The 17,226-nt window shown below is 52.2% G+C and carries 15 protein-coding genes; 8 read left to right on the top strand and 7 right to left on the bottom strand.

Annotation, left to right across the window (positions count from 1 at the left end; genetic code table 11):
• Positions 1–7: 7 nt before the first annotated feature.
• The 3 genes from ACYQ8U_RS00075 to ACYQ8U_RS00065 form a co-directional block, all read right to left on the bottom strand.
• The gene (locus ACYQ8U_RS00075) at positions 8–1,825 is read right to left on the bottom strand and encodes a YgiQ family radical SAM protein (RefSeq protein WP_459943458.1); all 1,818 of its coding nucleotides are present in this window, start codon (positions 1,823–1,825) and stop codon (positions 8–10) included.
• Between the two features lie 21 nt (positions 1,826–1,846).
• Positions 1,847–3,271: a sodium:proton antiporter NhaD gene (gene nhaD, locus ACYQ8U_RS00070; protein ID WP_459943457.1), complete on the bottom strand. Its 1,425-nt coding sequence runs from the start codon at positions 3,269–3,271 to the stop codon at positions 1,847–1,849.
• A gap of 213 nt (positions 3,272–3,484) precedes the next feature.
• The gene (locus tag ACYQ8U_RS00065; protein WP_459943456.1) at positions 3,485–5,641 is read right to left on the bottom strand and encodes a SulP family inorganic anion transporter; all 2,157 of its coding nucleotides are present in this window, start codon (positions 5,639–5,641) and stop codon (positions 3,485–3,487) included.
• Between the two features lie 326 nt (positions 5,642–5,967).
• Between ACYQ8U_RS00065 and ACYQ8U_RS00060 the strand changes: the two genes are divergently transcribed.
• A complete protein-coding gene (locus tag ACYQ8U_RS00060) occupies positions 5,968–6,633 on the top strand; it encodes a response regulator (protein ID WP_459943455.1) in 666 nt (221 codons plus the stop codon).
• Between the two features lie 165 nt (positions 6,634–6,798).
• Positions 6,799–7,122: an HU family DNA-binding protein gene (locus ACYQ8U_RS00055; protein WP_459943454.1), complete on the top strand. Its 324-nt coding sequence runs from the start codon at positions 6,799–6,801 to the stop codon at positions 7,120–7,122.
• 17 nt (positions 7,123–7,139) lie between these two features.
• Here the strand turns inward: ACYQ8U_RS00055 and lgt are convergent, their stop codons facing one another.
• The 4 genes from lgt to ACYQ8U_RS00035 form a co-directional block, all read right to left on the bottom strand.
• Complete coding sequence (lgt, locus tag ACYQ8U_RS00050) at positions 7,140–7,943, bottom strand: prolipoprotein diacylglyceryl transferase (protein ID WP_459943453.1); 804 nt, start codon at positions 7,941–7,943, stop codon at positions 7,140–7,142.
• A 157-nt stretch (positions 7,944–8,100) separates the two neighbouring features.
• Complete coding sequence (gene mnmG, locus ACYQ8U_RS00045; RefSeq protein WP_459943452.1) at positions 8,101–9,996, bottom strand: tRNA uridine-5-carboxymethylaminomethyl(34) synthesis enzyme MnmG; 1,896 nt, start codon at positions 9,994–9,996, stop codon at positions 8,101–8,103.
• 241 nt (positions 9,997–10,237) lie between these two features.
• The gene (locus ACYQ8U_RS00040; RefSeq protein ID WP_459943451.1) at positions 10,238–10,768 is read right to left on the bottom strand and encodes an REP-associated tyrosine transposase; all 531 of its coding nucleotides are present in this window, start codon (positions 10,766–10,768) and stop codon (positions 10,238–10,240) included.
• Between the two features lie 312 nt (positions 10,769–11,080).
• A complete protein-coding gene (locus ACYQ8U_RS00035) occupies positions 11,081–11,911 on the bottom strand; it encodes a class I SAM-dependent methyltransferase (protein WP_459943450.1) in 831 nt (276 codons plus the stop codon).
• Positions 11,912–12,249: 338 nt separating this feature from the next.
• Here ACYQ8U_RS00035 and rpmH point away from each other — a divergent pair, with 338 nt between their 5' ends.
• The 6 genes from rpmH to mnmE all read left to right on the top strand — a co-directional run bounded on the left by rpmH (position 12,250) and on the right by mnmE (position 17,120).
• A complete protein-coding gene (rpmH, locus tag ACYQ8U_RS00030) occupies positions 12,250–12,387 on the top strand; it encodes a 50S ribosomal protein L34 (RefSeq protein ID WP_459943449.1) in 138 nt (45 codons plus the stop codon).
• Between the two features lie 20 nt (positions 12,388–12,407).
• Positions 12,408–12,746 carry a ribonuclease P protein component gene (gene rnpA, locus ACYQ8U_RS00025; protein WP_459943448.1) on the top strand — a complete coding sequence of 113 codons (339 nt, stop codon included), beginning with the start codon at positions 12,408–12,410 and terminating at the stop codon, positions 12,744–12,746.
• 1 nt (position 12,747) lies between these two features.
• Positions 12,748–12,975, top strand: a complete 228-nt coding sequence (gene yidD / locus ACYQ8U_RS00020; RefSeq protein WP_459943447.1) for a membrane protein insertion efficiency factor YidD — start codon at positions 12,748–12,750, stop codon at positions 12,973–12,975.
• Positions 12,976–13,046: 71 nt separating this feature from the next.
• Positions 13,047–14,735, top strand: a complete 1,689-nt coding sequence (gene yidC / locus ACYQ8U_RS00015) for a membrane protein insertase YidC (RefSeq protein WP_459943446.1) — start codon at positions 13,047–13,049, stop codon at positions 14,733–14,735.
• A gap of 65 nt (positions 14,736–14,800) precedes the next feature.
• The gene (locus ACYQ8U_RS00010; protein ID WP_459943445.1) at positions 14,801–15,715 is read left to right on the top strand and encodes a Jag family protein; all 915 of its coding nucleotides are present in this window, start codon (positions 14,801–14,803) and stop codon (positions 15,713–15,715) included.
• A gap of 7 nt (positions 15,716–15,722) precedes the next feature.
• The gene (gene mnmE / locus ACYQ8U_RS00005; protein ID WP_459943444.1) at positions 15,723–17,120 is read left to right on the top strand and encodes a tRNA uridine-5-carboxymethylaminomethyl(34) synthesis GTPase MnmE; all 1,398 of its coding nucleotides are present in this window, start codon (positions 15,723–15,725) and stop codon (positions 17,118–17,120) included.
• Positions 17,121–17,226 lie beyond the last annotated feature (106 nt).

The following is a 17,226-nucleotide window of genomic DNA, read 5'->3' as shown; positions in this document are numbered from 1 at the left end:
AGGCGGGTTATTTTTTCTTTCTCGGTCCGAGTCGTTGGGTCCCGGCATTTTTCCGCAGCAGAGATCTCTCCAGAATTCGTCGCTGCAGCTGCCTGTCCGCCTGTTTGCGTGGCACAATGAGTGGTTCCTTTGATCCCGGCTTCAGGCCGGTGACATACATAGCCGTGGAGAGAGTGCCCGGGGTAGGGGTAAAATCCTGCGGTTTCCGTATCTGCAGTCCCAGCTTCTGCATATCCTGTGCAAGTTTTTCTGCATGCTGTGGTGTCGATCCCGGGTGAGCGGTGATGACATACGGTGTGAATTCAATATTTCTTTTGCCCATTTCCTTGCCTATCCTGCGGCATTCGGCGATGAATTTTTGCAGCAGCGCATGGGGTTCCTTGTGCATGAGACGGAGCAATTCGTCGTCGGTATGCTCAGGGGCGATCTTCAACGCCCCCGGGGTATGGGCCTGGAGAATTTTTTTCAGCAGCCTCGGCGTACGCAGGAGGAGCTCCATGCGCAGGCCGGAGGAGATAAACACTTTCTTCACTCCGTCAATAGCGGCGATGTCGTCGAGCAGATGGAGAAAAAGATCTTCGTCTATCTTCAGATGTGCACAGATAGTCGGATAAAGACAGTCGCGTTTTTTGCAGGATCCTATGGCGCAGTGTGTGCCGTAGAGGTTGGCAGTCGGTCCACCAAGGTCGCTGATGGTGCCGGTAAAATCGTTCATTTGCGAGATATGCCGGCATTCTTTTTCGATCGATTCTCTGCTGCGTGAGACGATGGCCGGACCCTGGTGCCTGGTAATGGCACAGAAGGAGCAGTTTCCCGAACAGCCGCGAACGATGGTCACTGAATCTCTGATCATCTGATAGGCCGGGATCTGTTCGTAGTGCGGATGCGGGCGTCTGGTGTAGGGCAGGCTATACAGTGCATCGAGTTCGTCTGGCGAGAGAGGTTGCGGCGCCGGGTGCTGCACGACCCAGTGGCTTTGTTGCCGTTGCAGAATAATGCGGCCGGAAGAGGCACGTGAGTGCTCGTCTATTTCCGTTTCGGCGAGAAGAAAGTTCTGATTGTGTTTTTGAATTTTATCCCAGGAGGGCAGCACGAGAAATTTTTGTGCGCGTGTAAGTTCTGCCTCGGAACAACCTGCTGGAAATTGCTCGGGGAACTGCTCCTGCAGCTCCTTGTCGGTCAGCCTCTGGCAGGTTCCGGCAATAAAAGAAAGCGGCCGCTTTTCGGCGCATCGCCTGGCTATTTCAACGATCGCTTTTTCTCCCATGCCATAGACGAGCAGATCTGCTTTCGCGTCGGTCAGAAAGGAAGAGCGAAGTTTCTCCTGCTTAAAGTCATAGTGGACAAATCGCCGGAGCGAGGCCTCGATGCCGCCAAGGACGATCGGGATATCGCGAAAGGCTGATCGGGCGAGGCTGGTATAGATCAGACAGGCCCGGTCAGGTCGTCTCCTCGCTGTCTTAAGCCGCTCGGCTCCCCGCCAGGGGTTGCCGAGCGGTGAATAGGCATCGGTATCGCGGACCTTGCCGTTGCCGCTGTAATTGGCGACAATAGAGTCAAGGTTGCCGGCGGTAATACCGCAAAACAGCCTTGGGGGAGGAAAGTTTTTGAAATCTTCGGCCGTGTCATATCGCGGCTGTGAGAGTATCGCCACCCGGAACCCGTGGCTTTCCAGCAGCCTGCCGATAAGCGCCACGCCAAAGGAAGGATGGTCGATATAGGCATCGCCGGTGATGAGCAGGATATCGAGGTGGGACCAGCCCCGCTGCCTGCACTCCTCCCAGGATATTGGTAGAGGAGGAGCGCAGCTGGAGGATAATATCATGACAGTTCTTGTGGATACATCTTACATCATTTTGGCATTGATAACAAGGTGGCAGAAGATCGATGCCGCATAGCCGAGGGCGATTGCCGGGGTCCATTTCAAATGGGCATTGAAGGTATACACCCCCCTCGCTGCACCCATCAGCGCCACGCCGGCCGCGGAACCGATCGACAACAGGCTGCCGCCGACTCCGGCCGTCAGGGTGACCAGCAGCCATTGTCCATGGGACATGTCCGGCTGCATGGTGAGTACGGCAAACATCACCGGGATGTTATCAACGATAGCTGACAGCACGCCGACAATGACGTTGGCCGTGGTTGCCCCCAGACCCAGATAGAGAAATTTGGAAATGGAGGCGAGATAGCCGAACTGGGAAAGCCCTCCGACGCAAAGAATAACCCCGTAAAAAAACAGCAGGGTATCCCACTCTGCCCTGGCCACCTTTTTGAAAATATCGAAAGGATCCGGAATGGCATGATAGGTTTGATGCGCCAGCGGGTTATCGTCAATATCATAATTCCGGTGTTCTTTTTTCTTTAAATAATACGAGAAGAAACCAAGATAGCCAAGACCAAGCATCATGCCTGCTGCCGGGGGAAGGTGCAGGAAATTATGAAAGGAAACCGCCGTCGTTATGGTTAGCAGAAAGAGGAGAATGATCCGCCTGGCGCCAAGTTTCATTACATAGTGATCCTTGCCCGGTTGGGGTGTTTTTTTGCTGATGGCAAAATTCATAAAAATGGCCGGTACCAGCCAGTTGACCAGAGAGGGGATGAAGATGTGAAAAAACTCGGTGAACTGGACAATGCCTTTTTGCCAGACCATCAGGGTGGTGATGTCGCCGAAAGGTGAGAATGCCCCGCCGGCATTGGCACCAATGACAATGTTGATGCAGGCCACCGCGACAAATTTTTTGTCACTGCCGCCGACCGCCATGGCCACCGCCCCCATCAGCAGCGCGGTGGTCAGATTATCCGCCACCGGCGAGATGCAAAAAGCCAGCAGGCCGGTTACCCAGAACACGGTCCGCAGGGAGAATCCGCGGGTGACCAGCCAGGAGCGCAAGGCCTGAAAGACGTTGCGTTCGTCCATGGCATTGATGTAGGTCATGGCCACAAGGAGAAAGAGGAACAATTCCGCGTATTCGAGAAGATTATGGCGAATGGCTTCTTCCGCCGCATGCGTGTTGCCGGCGTTACTGAAGGTAATGGCAACAAGAACCCAGATAATTCCGGCTGCGAGCAGGACCGGCTTGGATTTTCTTAAATGAAGATGCTCTTCGAGAATCACCAGGGAATAAGCGGAGACAAAAAGCAACACCGAGAGTATACCGAAAAAGGATCCGGTGAGTCCCGCAGTATCAACCGCCGCACCTGCACCGGCACTGGCAAATGCCAGCGTGCCGCAGGCAAGAGTAACACAGAACAGCAAGAGCAGTTTCTTCATTAGTTATTTCCTGGTTAATATTGGCACAATGTTCATCAGAAATGGGGGTAAAGACAAGCGAGGATTATACCAGCCCGACAAGACCATCGCAAGAAGAGTCCCGTAGTTCTGGAAAATACCGATGCTGCAGTAAAGCAGGAGAAATCCTCCGGCCAGGTAGCTGAAAAAGCGAACCTGGCTGGAGGACGAAGGTCGGTTGATTTTACTTAGCCATCACTCTTTGATCGGGATGTATTTTGTCAGGGGGCAGTTATCGCAACCGGCCGCCGGAAGATCGGTTCCTTTATGGATTTGATCAATCAGGGCGGCAACGGCGGCTTTACTGTCGGCATACATATGCTGCTTGCCGATTGTCTCGATCAGTCCTGTCCGTTCCATCACGTTCAGCACCTGCCCCTTGACACCGCACATGGCAAAACCGAGCTTGGCACTCCTTACCCGCTTGCACAGCATCTCCAGCGCTTCTTCGCCGGATGCGTCCATATCGTTTATTCCCCGGGCATCGAGAAGAATATAACGAAGGTCGGGTTGCTCGGAGCGGAATTTAGCGACCTGCTCATCAAGATAACTGGCGTTGGCAAAAAAGAGCGCGCCGTCGAAACGGACGACGGAAATATGACGACAGCCCTTCAGACGATAGTGTTCGGCACTTGTCAGGACGTTTTCTTCATTCATCGACAGCCTTGCCACGACAGGTCGCATCGACTTGTAGAGAAAGACGGTCATTGAAAGGGCAACACCAACCATGATTCCCTTGTCGAGATGCGGTGCAAAGTACAGGGTCACTAGAAAACTGAGGATGGATATGGCTCCATCATACCATTGGGCTTTCCAGGAATGAACAAACCCTTTGATGTTGACCAGTCCGATAACCGCCATCATGATGACTGCGGCCAGTACGGCCTGGGGCAGATGGTAGAGCAACGGCGTAAAAAAGAGCAGGGTAATGACAACCATCACCGAGGTCACCACCGAGGAGATGCCGGACACTGCGCCGGACTGGAGGTTTACCGCCGAGCGGGAAAAAGAACCGGAAACCGCATAACTCGAACCGATTGAACCAAAAATGTTGGCCAGTCCCTGGCCGATAAGCTCCTGGTTTGGATCAAGTTTCTGACCAGTCTTGGCGGCCATGGCTTTGGCGATGGCGATAGCCTCCATAAAGCCGAGAAGAGAAATGATAACGGCCGTGGGAAGAAGTTTCATGAAGGACTTCACGTCAAGCTCCGGGATGGTAAATTGGGGCAGACCCTCAGGGATCTGACCAACCACTGCGCCTCCCCCCATGACGAGAAGCTCCTCCGGTTTGAGCGGAGAATTGCCGACTTTCAATCGCCAGGTATTTCCATCAGTCACCACCCCTTCAGGAATTATATTATTGGGGTAAAGGTGCAGTACATCGTTCTCTTTAACGCCGGCAAATTGCAGGGAGCGCAGCTCGGCTCGCAGCAGATAGCTGTGATGTTTGGCTTCGGCTATTTTAAGACCAAGGAGCTCTGCCTGGCTTTGCAGTTCTATCAGCTCAATGCTCTTGCCATGGCCATTCGGTAACTTTTGCAGCTCTTCTTCTATGCGTAAGCCCAGGGCTGTTCTTTCTTCTCCCAGGACACTGCTCTCAGTGGCTGAGCGATTGAATTCAATGATTTTTTCCGCGGCAGCAGGGCTATGGATGGCGGAAATATCAACCCTGGCGTCATTATTGTAGCCGGTAAAATAGGAAATAAGGGTAGCGATGGCCACGGCAACAAGCACGTTGGGGATACGCGGGTTGATTTTCTTCAGTACCGCCATAACGACTACCGCACAGACGCCATAGAGCAGCGTTGGCAAATGGGTATAGTCCATTGCCGCCTGGGCAACCCGAACCATCGTTTCATAATGATGTCCGGCACTGTCCACGGACACACCAAAGAATTTGGAGAACTGGGAGGAGGCGATAATAATGGCGGCGGCGTTGGTGAAACCGTTGACCACAGGATGTGAAAGAAAATTGACCACGAGGCCTAAACGCAGAACGCCGAGGGAAAACTGGAAAATACCTACGGTCAGGGCCAGGGCGATAGAATAAGCAATGAATTGCGTTGACCCGGCGGTAGCCAGCGGTTCAAGGGATGCGGCGGACATGAGCGAAACGACGGCGACAGGGCCGGTGGCCAGCTGCCGGCTGGAACCGAAGAGGGCCGCGACCATGGGCGGGAGAAAAGCTGCATACAAACCGTAGTATGCCGGTAATCCGGCAAGCTGGGCGTAGGCCATCGACTGGGGAATGAGCACGAGGGCGACAGTGAGACCGGCAAGGAAATCAATTTTGAACTTGCCGGTGTCGTAATCTTTAAACCAGGCAATAAATGGAAAAATCTTTAAAATCATCGTTCAGCTCCTTTAAAATATAATTTAATCTGGGGGCGCCATACCAATGAACGATGGCGCCGCATTCATTGGTATGGCGTCCCCAGATTTAAGATCAAGATTGCCTGTCTTTTCAGAACAGCTAATCAAAGCGCTCTTGCAGAGAAAGTCAAGAAAAATGAGAAAAACCCAGAGGAGCTATGCACAAAACAGCTGTGAAATTGCATTTTTACAAAGAGTATGGTTTAACAGAGGACTTAACATTTATTGCAATACCAATTCTTGATAAGAAAATGCTACTGGCAATAATCGATGGCTCGGAGGGATGAGTGACAGGAAATGAGGAAATGAAATCTGCAAAGGATTGTTTTTGCATATTGCTCGCTGATGACCATGTGTTAATTCGTTATGGCATAAAAAATATCATTACCATGAATGACAAACTCCGGGTGGTCGGCGAAGTGAGCAGTGGCGAGGAGATTATGGATTCTCTTGCCGACTCGGAAGTTGATCTGATAATTCTCGATATTTCCATGCCGGGTATCGGCGGGATAGCAGCGGCAAAACTGGTCAAGAGCAAATATCCCTGGATCAAAATACTCATGCTGACCATGCATAAAAACAAACAGTACTTTTATAATGCCATGGCGGCCGGAGCCGATGGATATCTTATGAAGGATGATTCGGATCAGGAGCTGCTCATTGCCATCGACAAGGTGTTATCCGGTAAAATTTATATATCTCCTCATATGGTCGATGATTTCGCCGATGATGTGATCAGCATGTATCGCACAGAAAAGAAAAGTCCTTTTCAGAAATTGACCAAACGAGAAAAAGAAGTTCTGCAGCTGGTCGTTCAGGGCTATACCAGTAAAAAGATGGCCGAACAGTTAAAACTGAGTCAACGGACCATTGATCATCATCGCTCTAACCTGCTCCGTAAATTCAACAGAAAAAACAGTATAGACCTGGTGAATTATGCCGTTCGCAATGGCTTTGCCTCCGGGGATTAGTACCGAAGCCTATCGGTAATATACCGTGGCACCATTGCCTAACTGCCTATAATTTATCGTTAAATTATTTTCTGATTTTTTACACTAGGTATAAATACCTAGTGTAAAAACAGTATTTCTGACAATTGTTTTTTCTGCTGTACCGACTATTAAGAGACATTTGTTATGCTCATCTTAAGTGGTATTTATTTCTTCAGCGGAAAGGGTCAGAGAAAAATGAATAAGGGTGAACTTGTTGCAACAATCGCCGAAGTTGCAGGCATGACCAAGGTCCGGGCCGAAATGGCCCTCAATAAGGTGCTTGCCAACCTCTCCGATGCCATGGAAAAAGGCGACAGGGTGACGCTGTCGGGGTTTGGCTCCTTTACGGTAGTTGAAAGGGCTGAACAGAAGGGGCGAAATCCCCAGACCGGGCAGGCTATCGTTATTCCCGCCCACAATGTCGTCAAATTTAAGCCTGGAAAAGATTTGTGCAGCAGGGTGAGGTGATTTTGCCGTATCGGGTATCAGGAGGTGCTGCCTAGGCGTACTTTCCAGACAACTAAACCACAAATCACCATCAATGCACTGAGAAGCTGCCCCATAGTCACGAGATTAAAGAGGTACCCGAGCTGCTGGTCGGGTTCCCGGAAATTCTCCACAACAATTCTCAGGCAGCCGTAGCCAACGAGAAAAAGAGCAATGATGCTGCCATGCGGCCAGTAGCGGTTCCTTGTCCATGGCTTTTTGCGTACCGACCAGAGAAGGATAAACAGGACAACACCCTCAAGAAACGACTCATACAGCTGGGAAGGGTGTCGGGGGGAGGGGCCGCCACCGGGGAAGACCATGCCCCAGGGCAGGTCGGTTGCTCGACCGTAGAGTTCGCCGTTGATAAAATTGCCGATTCTTCCGAGACCAAGACCGATGGGCAGAGTCGCCGCGTAGATATCGGCGGTTTTCCAGAAATCGATATTCTTTTTCCGGCAATATATCCATCCGCCGAGCAAGAGAGCGAGGCAGGCGCCATGAAAAGACATGCCGCCGGTCCAGGTAGCGGGGATTTCCAGCGGATGGGCGAGATAGTAGGAGAAATTGTAAAAAAAGACATAGCCTAATCTCCCGCCAACTACCACCATGAGGATGAGCACCAGATTGAGATTTTCAAAGTGGTCGGCCAGTGGCTGGTATTGGTATTCACGAATCTGCCTGCGTACCAAGGCGTAGCTCGCAAGAAATCCGAGGACGTACATAAGCCCGTACCAGCGCACATGCAGGGGACCGAGACTGAATATAATCGGATCGATTTCCGGAAAGGTCAGGGACATCATTTTTGGTCAGTCTCCAAGGAGGTTGTCCGAGAATAGGCATTTTTTCTCAGATCAAGGCATTTCAGAAAAATAAGCACAGCCATATACATAATATTGCGAGCATTATTTTTCTGAAATAACGCGGGGCTGGGGGAAAAGGGCATTCTCGGGCGGCCTCCTAGTGCTGTCGCTGATTTTTCTTCAAATGCACCTGCAGCACGGAAATAGCCGCCGGGGTTATACCTGAAATGCGCGAGGCCTGGCCAAGTGACAGCGGCTGGATTCTCGTCAGTTTTTCCACCACCTCGTTGGAAAGCCCGGAGAGAGAGCGATAGTCCATATCCTGCGGCAACAGCACCGACTCCATTTTTTTAAAGCGGGCAACCTGTTCGTTCTGGCGATCAATATATCCTTTAAATTTCACCTGCAATTCAATCTCTTCCTTTACCGGACTGGCTTTGAGATTGTCGATCACCTCACGTTCCTTGTCGGCCAGCGGCAGAGAGGAAAAGGAGTCTATAGACAGCTCCGGACGACGCAGCAGGTCGGAGAGGGTGCATTTTTGTTTGAGATGGCTGCTGTTCAGCGTTGTGAGCGCTTCATTCATCAACGGGCTCGTTTTGATGGAAACTTTTTCCAGGGAATCGATGCCTGCTTGGATCCATTGCTGCTTCTGCAAAAATCTCGCATGGGCCTCTTCTTCAACCAGACCAAGCTGGTAACCGATTGCCGCCAGGCGGCTGTCGGCGTTGTCTTCGCGCAGCAGCAGTCGGTACTCGGCCCGGGAGGTGAACAGCCGGTAAGGTTCTTTGGTACCGCAGGTAACCAGGTCATCGATCAATACGCCGATATAGGCCTGGGAGCGGTCGAGGATCAAAGGTGCCTCGCCGCGGCTGTAACGCACCGCGTTAATGCCGGCGATAAGGCCCTGGGCCGCCGCCTCTTCGTAACCTGAGGTGCCGTTGATCTGTCCGGCAAAAAAGAGTCCCCGCAGCTGTTTGGTCTCCAACGATGGATGCAGGCCAAGCGGGTCGATGTAATCGTATTCGATGGCATATCCGGGGCGGATGATTTTCGCCTTCTCAAGTCCTTTGATAGAATTGATCATGGCCGTCTGGGTGGCCAGGGGCAGGCTGGTCGGCACGCCGTTTGGGTAGACCTCGACGGTATCAAGCCCTTCCGGTTCGAGAAAAATCTGATGCCGGTCTTTTTCCGGAAAACGCATGACCTTATCTTCAATAGACGGGCAGTACCTGGCCCCGATACCTTTAATAATCCCGGCATACATCGGTGACTGCCCTATTCCCTGACGGATTATTGCATGAGTATTTTCGTTGGTGTAGGTGATGTAGCAGGGCAGCTGGGGCAGGGTGTAGCCACCCTTGGCCGCGTAGGAAAAATGGGCCGGCGGGGTATCGCTGTGCTGGATTTCCAGGTCGGCATAGTTGATGGTGTTCGAATCAAGACGGGGAACTGTGCCGGTCTTCATGCGGCCGACGGCAAAGCCTTGTTCCTTGAACCAGGCGGCAAGCCCTTTGGAAGGGGCGTCGCCGAGGCGTCCGGCCGGAAAATTTTTCATGCCGATATGCACGAGGCCGTTCAGAAAAGTACCGGTGGCGACCACCACTGCCCTGGTGCGGATATGCTCGTCAAGTGACGTGCATATCCCGCTGATTCGGCCTTCATCTACCAGAAGACCGGAAACTACGGTCTGTTTGACGGTCAGGTTCGGCTGGTTTTCAATTATCGACTTCATGCGCAGCCGATAGAGCAGTCGATCGGCCTGTGCCCGTGATGAACGTACCGCAGGGCCTTTGCTGGTATTCAGGCGGCGGAATTGGATAGACGTGGCATCGATATTCCTGGCCATTTCCCCACCCAGGGCGTCGATCTCCCGGACAAGATGGCCCTTGGCCAGGCCGCCGATGGCCGGATTGCAGGACATTGCCCCGATGGTATCGGCATTGATGACCGTCAGCAGCGTTTTACAGCCCATTCTTGCCGCGGCAAGGGCTGCCTCACAACCGGCGTGGCCGGCGCCGATAACGACTATGTCAAATTCTTCGTTGTTCATGGATTCCTTTCTTCCGACGCTGGAGCGCGGGGTTGAACATCAACGCTGGAGCGTCGGGTTGGGTTCCCACGCTGGAGCATGGGAACCAGGAGGAGGGGCCAGCTCCAAAGTTTCGCGTAACCTCTGGTTCCTACGCTGAAGCATGGGGACCAGGAAGGAGGGGCCAGTTCCAAAGTTTCGCGTAACCTCTGGTTCCCATGCTCCAGCGTGGGAACCTGCTCGAGACGCTCCAGCGTCCAAATCACCAAGCATCAATGTCAATCAACCCATCCAAGCCCAAATAATGCCCAGCGCTCGAATAACGCCAATGCTCAGCCAGACTGACATACCCCCTTTTCACAGGATTAGCATGAAGATAGTCTAACTTCTGCCGCATCATCACCTCACTGAACACCAGTTCAGGATGAACGCCCTCCTGCCAGAACTGATATTCGCGGTCGATTTTGTGCGCTCGCCGGGCGAAACGCAACTGATCTAATAATCGATCAGCACGCTGTGCGTGCAAAAAATCGATTATGCGCCGTGCCGTGAACGACTTGAAACTGCTGACACATTTATTTAAATCCTGCGCCTGGGCAATAAAATGTAAATGATTTTCCAAGATAACATAGCCATACAACCGCAAACCGGCATGTTCGCGCTGATGACGCCAGCAATCCAGCAGGATCTGTACGATCTCGGGACGCGTAAAAACTGAGAGCCATTCTACTACGGTACACGTCATAAAGTGTGGCTTATCCGGTTCGGTTATGGTGTAACGGCTTCTGCCCATGCTGTCTTTGCTGCGGTTAATGTTTGGACGCTGGAGCGTCCTGTTCAGTTCCCACGCCGGAGCGTAGGAACCAGAGAGGTTTCGTTACTAATTTCCTTGTTCCTGCGGTGGGGCATCAACGCTGGAGCGTCGGGTTGTGTTCCCACGCTGGAGCATGGGAACCAAGAGGAGTGGCTAACTCCCAAACTTTGTGCAACTTCTGGTTCCTACGGCACAGCATGGGAACCAGCAGGAGGGCCCACCTCCCAGGTTTCGTGCTACCTCTGGTTCCCATGCTCCAGCGTGGGAACCTCCCTGAGACGCTCGAGTGTATTAATCCTTAGCCCACCAGATCAAGGCCCACAGCGGCGGCGAATCCCGGCGGATCGTCACCCTGTCTCCCTCCGCATGAATAATTTTCCCGGTTAAATATTTCTCCAGCAGCAGCGTCTCAGCCGGGGTGATATCACTGAACATCCAGCTGTAAGATTTCATCGCCTCGGCCATCGAAGGATAGGGGACATCTCGCTCAAGCTTGAGAATGGTGACGTTCGGGTAGATGCCCATGCTGTAAAGGGTGTTAAGCGTGTAAATATAATCAGGGCCTGGGGAAAAAGACCGGCCCAGTGCGGTAAAGGCCCCTGCCTCAAATGGCGTGGAGCCAATTCTGTCGGTAAGAAAAACATACCTCGTCGCATAGCTGTCTATTTTACCAAGAGCGGCGGGAAGGTCCTTGACCCCCATTGCCCGGGAGGCGATGGCAATGTCGTGCGGCTGCAGCCCTTTTTCCTGCCAGTCATCTTCCCAGGCACATTGCACGGTCCGGATATTGTCAATCTGTTCTTCACGGGCGATCTCTTTCAGGGTGTCGAGCATCCCTAAGGAAAAATCGATGGCGGTAACCGAGTGTACCCTCCTGGCCAGTGGAATCGCGAGAGTGCCGGGGCCTGAGCCGATATCCAGAACGGTGAAGGAGGGGTCGAGGATCATATGCGAGAGGACCAGATCAATATAGGCGGCACTCTTGTTTCGCCCGGCGAAGGACCGGGCCTTTTTGTCCCACTCGTCCGGACCTTTTTCCTGCCAGCCTTTTTGGGCCAGGGCATTGGCTCGAAGTGTCGTCCAGTCAATATCACTATATATTTTCGGTGTACCATTCGTCATGGAAGCGCCTCTGTAGATGTAAAAGCCGATGACAAAGCAGATTCGGTGCTGGTGAACGTTGATAAGTTTACAATGGCGAGAGAATAGCATAGCCGATGGCCTTCTGCAATATATGGGTGATCTGGAAGAACAAAAATAATTGACACCGGCCAGTTAATGTGGTTAATATTTCCGTTTTGTTATTTATAACCTCGTAGATGGTTTCATTGCTGTTGCTGCAATGCGGTCTTTTCGAGGAACAGTTGGGAATTACAACATAAAGAGAAGGATTTCCGACTCTCTGAAGCTAAAAAGGTCCCATGGTCTGACCATGGGATTTACCGATGAGGAAGTAAAGAATGAGCAAGCGAACTTTTCAACCAAGCATTTTAAAACGTAAACGCACCCACGGATTTCGTGAAAGAATGAGCACCCGTGGCGGTAGAGCAGTCATAAGAGCACGAAGAGCAAAAGGCCGCAGAAGGCTTTCGGCATAACTTTGGCCGGACTGCGACTTTTGAAAAGCTCCCTGCTGCGTAAAGGATGGGAGTTTGACAAGGTTTACAGCAGTGGCAGGCGTTTGCACGGGGCTGGTTTCACCCTGATCTGTCGGCCGAATGCAACAGATGCCAGCCGGCTGGGTATAAGTGTCCATCGAAAGATTCGTGGCGCAGTGAAGAGAAATCGTCTTAAACGGATCATCCGGGAGTCGTTCCGACTTGGGCGAAAACAGTATCCTGCCGGAGCAGATATTGTTTTTGCCGTTCGTCCAGGCTTTTCCTGTGCACATCCAAGCGACATCTGCGCGGCGGTTACACCTCTCACGAGTAATTTTACTTGTTGTCATGGCGTATGAGATGGAGATAAGTAAAGTTCCCAAGATTATTTTTATCGGATTCGTGAGAGGCTACCAGTATCTTATCTCCCCTTTCCTGCCACCGAGCTGTCGTTTTATTCCCACCTGTTCCACGTACACGATTCAGGCAATAGAAAAATATGGGGTTACCCGGGGTTCCTTTATGGGGTTATGCCGCATTCTTCGCTGTCACCCTTTCTCCCGAGGTGGACATGACCCGGTACGATGAACGGGCCACCCTTCGGTCACTTTTGATAACTGACATAACCTTCCGGTTTTGACATAAATTACGGACAGTTCATGGACACATACAGAGCCTTTCTGGCGATCATTATCTCCTTCGTCATTCTTCTTGGGTACCAGTATTTTTTCGTCGGTTTCGACCAGCCGGTGGCTGTGAACGAAACGACGGAGCAGTCGACTGGGCAAGCCGCCCAGCCTGCATCGGCACAGCAGCCGGCCGCACCGGCGACGGCTCCAGCGGCGACAGCGGTTGCCCCGGTTCCGGTGGTCACCTATGACCGAACGCCGAAAGACATTCTCATCGACACCGATCTGTATACCGCCACCCTGTCGGAAGACGGCGGAACGATTACCAGTTTTGTCCTGAAAAAACACAAAGAAAGCCACGACAAGGAGTCGCCCGGCATGCAGCTGGTGAAAACCACGGCAGCCGAGGGTTTTCCCCTGGAATTTTCCTGGGGGAGCGCGGTCGGTACGCGGGTTTTGTATGACAGTAATCTGCCAGGTCTCACCTTGTCGGCGGATAAAAGCACCGCCGAGCTGCGCATGACCGCGGATGCCGGCCATGGGTTGCAGGTCGAGCGGGTTTATACCTTTGATAACAATACGTACTTGATTGATCTCTCGGTCACGGTCAAAAATCTCTCCGATAATCTTCTCCAGGGCATGCCGCAGCTCGGTTTGGTCAATACCCGTTTTGAAGGCGTCGCCAGTCCGGCCGACCGATTCCTCTTTGGCGGCCCGGCAGCGTTTGTCAACGGGGCATTGGAAGAAGTTGGCGCCGATGACTTTGAGAATGGGCCGAAGACTCTGCAGGGCGCGATAGACTGGGCTGGGTATGAAGGCAATTACTTCCTCTGTGCCCTGGTGCCCAAAGACGGTGCGGGTGCATCATTTACCATGCAGGGTACCGATATGCTCGCCCGGACCCAGCTTGCCGGTCCCCTGGATACCTTGCAGCCGCGGACGGAAAAGACCTACGCCTACCACGTCTATTACGGCCCGAAAAAATTAACCATGCTGAAGAGTATCGGTTATAACCTCGATAAATCGGTTAATTTCGGTTGGTTTGATATCATTGCCAAACCGACGCTCTGGCTGTTGAACATGTTTTATTCCTTCTGCCGCAACTATGGTATCTCCATTATTCTCGTGACCATCCTCTTCAAGGCGGTTTTCTGGCCAATTTCCCAGAAGGGGTTGAAATCGATGAAGAATATGCAGAAATTGCAGCCGAAGATGGTGAAAATAAAGGAAAAATATAAAAGCGATCCAACACGGATGAACCAGGAGGTGATGAGTCTGTATAAGACCTACAAAGTCAACCCTCTTGGCGGCTGTCTGCCGATGGTGCTGCAGATTCCGGTATTTTTTGCACTGTACAAGGTGCTTCTGCAGAGTATCGAGTTACGTCATGCGCCGTTTATGTTGTGGATCACCGATCTGTCCGCCCCCGATCGTCTGTGGATTGGTTTCGATATACCCTATCTCGGTGGCTTGCCGGTTTTGACCTTGCTCATGGGGGCATCGATGTTTTTACAGCAGAAGCTGTCACCGACCACTGCTGACCCAATGCAAGCCAAAATCATGATGTTTTTACCGGTGGTTTTCACATTCATGTTTCTTAATTTTGCCTCGGGACTGGTGTTATATTGGTTCATCAATAACCTGCTTTCCATCCTTCAACAGGTGCTTATTAATCGCGAGAGCAAGAAACCAGCCACTACACCACCAGCCACTACCTGAGGAAAATGGTGAGGAGCATGGTTGAAGTTTGGAATGGTTGAGATATATTTGAAGAAGGAAAGGTAATGTCTGTAGACAAAAAAGATTTTTATGGAAAAGAGGTTGCCGCCGCTATCAAGGATGCATGCGACACTCTGCGGGTTCCCCAGGAAAAACTTGAGATCGAGGTCGTCGCAACCGGTACCAGCGGCATATTTGGGCTGATACGCAAGAAAGCGCATATCCGGGTATCGATCAAGCCGGATATCGAAGAGACCGTGGCCGAGGTCTTTGAGGTAGATAGCCTTGTCGCACCTGAGCCGGAACCCGTCGTTGTCGTCAAAGAAAAGAACAGAGCCGAACCTGCGCATGAAGAAATAAACCTGGTTGACACCGAGCATGAGTCGGTCGATGACGAGGACGATGAAGATGAGGAGCAGACGGACAGGGAAACAGGCACCGAAGTCAGCCCCGAGAGTCTGGAAATCATCAAAACGGAACTTCTCCAGCTGGTCGAATTGATGGGCTTCCCGTCTACGCTTGAGGTCGAAACGGCTGGGTCGTCCGTAGCCTGCACGCTGCGTGGCGAGTTTGAAGAATCTTTAACCGGGCCGGATGGTAAGGTTCTCGATAGTCTGCAGTATCTTCTGCGCAAAATTGTCAGCCGAAAAGTACCTGAACGGTTGAGGATTTCCATTAATGTCGGTGATTTCCGGGAAAAACGGCTTGAAGAATTAAAAGTCAAAGCGGTTGAAATGGCGGCGCAGGTCAAGGAAGACGGCAAAACCCAGGTGCTGCCGGCCCTCAATCCCTCCGAGAGAAGAGTTATTCATATGATTCTTCAGGAAGACAAAGATATCCGCAGCCGTTCCGTCGGCGATGGACTCTTTAAAAAAATCCTTATCTATAAACCCGGTAAAGGAAATCGACCCGGTGGCCGCAAGCGCCCTTCCGGCAAGGGTCGGCAGAATAAGTCCGGACCGAAAAAGGGCAGCGAGTAATGTGGTAATGAACACAACCCACCAACCAGAAACCATTGCCGCCATATCCACCCCGCCGGGTGCCGGCGGCATCGGCATAATCCGCATGAGCGGCGAACGCGCCCTGCCTCTACTCAAAGCTGTTTTTCAACCGAAACATCCCTCCTGCCCCTACACCAGTCACAAGCTTTATTACGGACATATCCGGCATCCGGACCAGGAAAAGATACTCGATGAAGTGCTGGCCGTCTATATGGCTGCACCGCACACCTATACCCGGGAAGATGTGGTTGAAGTGCACTGTCACGGCAGTTTTCTCGTGCTGCAGAATGTCCTTGAGCTGATTCTGGCCATGGGGGCGACACTTGCCGCGCCCGGTGAATTTACCAAGCGGGCCTTTCTCAACGGGCGGATCGATCTGACCCAGGCGGAAGCGGTGATTGACGTTCTTTCCGCTAAAACCAGAAAGGGGGTTGATCTGGCTCAGGAACAGCTCTCCGGTGCCTTATACCGTAAAATCGATCCGATTCGCCGGAGTCTCGTGCAGATGCGTGCGGTCATAGAAGTGGCTATTGATTTCCCGGACGAGGACGTGGAAATAATCGATCACAGTGCCTTGATTGAGCAGCTAAAGCAGGAAGTGGCGGGACCGCTGAAGAAACTTCTGCATAATGCCGATCGAGGCAGACTCTACCGCGAGGGTATCTCGCTGGTCATCGCCGGACTGCCGAATGTCGGTAAATCCAGCCTGCTCAATACCATTCTCCAGGAAGAAAGGGCGCTGGTGACGGCCATTCCCGGCACCACCCGTGATTCCATTGAAGAGGTCATCGATATCCATGGCATGCCGGTGCGTATAATCGATACGGCGGGCATTCGTGATGATGCTGGGGAAGTAGAAGAACTGGGCATTCGTCGGGCGAGAGACCTGATCAATAAGGCCGACTTAATCCTATTCCTGCTTGATGGTTCCCGGCCGCTGACTGATGGCGATCGGGCACTCTACGCGCAGGTGAAACATAAACCGGTCCTGCCGGTCATCAACAAGATCGATCTCTGTGACAATTCGGTCTGCATGGTTCCGGATTTGTCATCGCTTGACGGTATCGGGCCATGCGTCCACATCAGCGCCAAAGAACAGACAGGTATTGAACAGCTCAAACAGGCAGTCTTTGTTGCGGTTACCTCCGGCAAGGAGCAGTGGGAAGAAGGCAGCTGTGCCCCTAATATCCGGCATAAACAGGCTCTTATTGGTGCAGTCGAAGCCTGTGAGCGGGTGGAAATTTCCCTGCAGGACGGGTTGACCAATGACCTTATCGCCGTCGATCTGCAGGAATGTCTCGATTATCTGGCAGACATTGTCGGTGAGACCACCACCGAAGATGTTCTTGACGTTATTTTCGAACAGTTCTGTCTTGGAAAGTAATTTGATTAAGTACAAGCGCGCTGGAGCGCAACACGAAGAGTGCCCACGCTGGAGCATGGGCACCAGAACTAATACAGTCGCCGAGGGGTGCTCCACGCTGGAGCAT

It is taken from the genome of Desulfocastanea catecholica (genome assembly GCF_054657295.1).
The sequence above is the reverse complement of the archived record's forward strand: the minus strand, read 5'-3'. Positions and strand labels throughout refer to the sequence as shown.

What these genes read in the sequence shown, in the direction of transcription:
- ACYQ8U_RS00075 (WP_459943458.1), bottom strand. Translation starts at nt 1,825, where the DNA reads ATGATATTATCCTCCAGCTGCGCTCCTCCTCTACCAATATCCTGGGAG.
- nhaD (WP_459943457.1), bottom strand. Translation starts at nt 3,271, where the DNA reads ATGAAGAAACTGCTCTTGCTGTTCTGTGTTACTCTTGCCTGCGGCACG.
- ACYQ8U_RS00065 (WP_459943456.1), bottom strand. Translation starts at nt 5,641, where the DNA reads ATGATTTTAAAGATTTTTCCATTTATTGCCTGGTTTAAAGATTACGAC.
- ACYQ8U_RS00060 (WP_459943455.1), top strand. Translation starts at nt 5,968, where the DNA reads ATGAAATCTGCAAAGGATTGTTTTTGCATATTGCTCGCTGATGACCAT.
- ACYQ8U_RS00055 (WP_459943454.1), top strand. Translation starts at nt 6,799, where the DNA reads ATGCTCATCTTAAGTGGTATTTATTTCTTCAGCGGAAAGGGTCAGAGA.
- lgt (WP_459943453.1), bottom strand. Translation starts at nt 7,943, where the DNA reads ATGATGTCCCTGACCTTTCCGGAAATCGATCCGATTATATTCAGTCTC.
- mnmG (WP_459943452.1), bottom strand. Translation starts at nt 9,996, where the DNA reads ATGAACAACGAAGAATTTGACATAGTCGTTATCGGCGCCGGCCACGCC.
- ACYQ8U_RS00040 (WP_459943451.1), bottom strand. Translation starts at nt 10,768, where the DNA reads ATGGGCAGAAGCCGTTACACCATAACCGAACCGGATAAGCCACACTTT.
- ACYQ8U_RS00035 (WP_459943450.1), bottom strand. Translation starts at nt 11,911, where the DNA reads ATGACGAATGGTACACCGAAAATATATAGTGATATTGACTGGACGACA.
- rpmH (WP_459943449.1), top strand. Translation starts at nt 12,250, where the DNA reads ATGAGCAAGCGAACTTTTCAACCAAGCATTTTAAAACGTAAACGCACC.
- yidD (WP_459943447.1), top strand. Translation starts at nt 12,748, where the DNA reads ATGGAGATAAGTAAAGTTCCCAAGATTATTTTTATCGGATTCGTGAGA.
- yidC (WP_459943446.1), top strand. Translation starts at nt 13,047, where the DNA reads ATGGACACATACAGAGCCTTTCTGGCGATCATTATCTCCTTCGTCATT.
- ACYQ8U_RS00010 (WP_459943445.1), top strand. Translation starts at nt 14,801, where the DNA reads ATGTCTGTAGACAAAAAAGATTTTTATGGAAAAGAGGTTGCCGCCGCT.
- mnmE (WP_459943444.1), top strand. Translation starts at nt 15,723, where the DNA reads ATGAACACAACCCACCAACCAGAAACCATTGCCGCCATATCCACCCCG.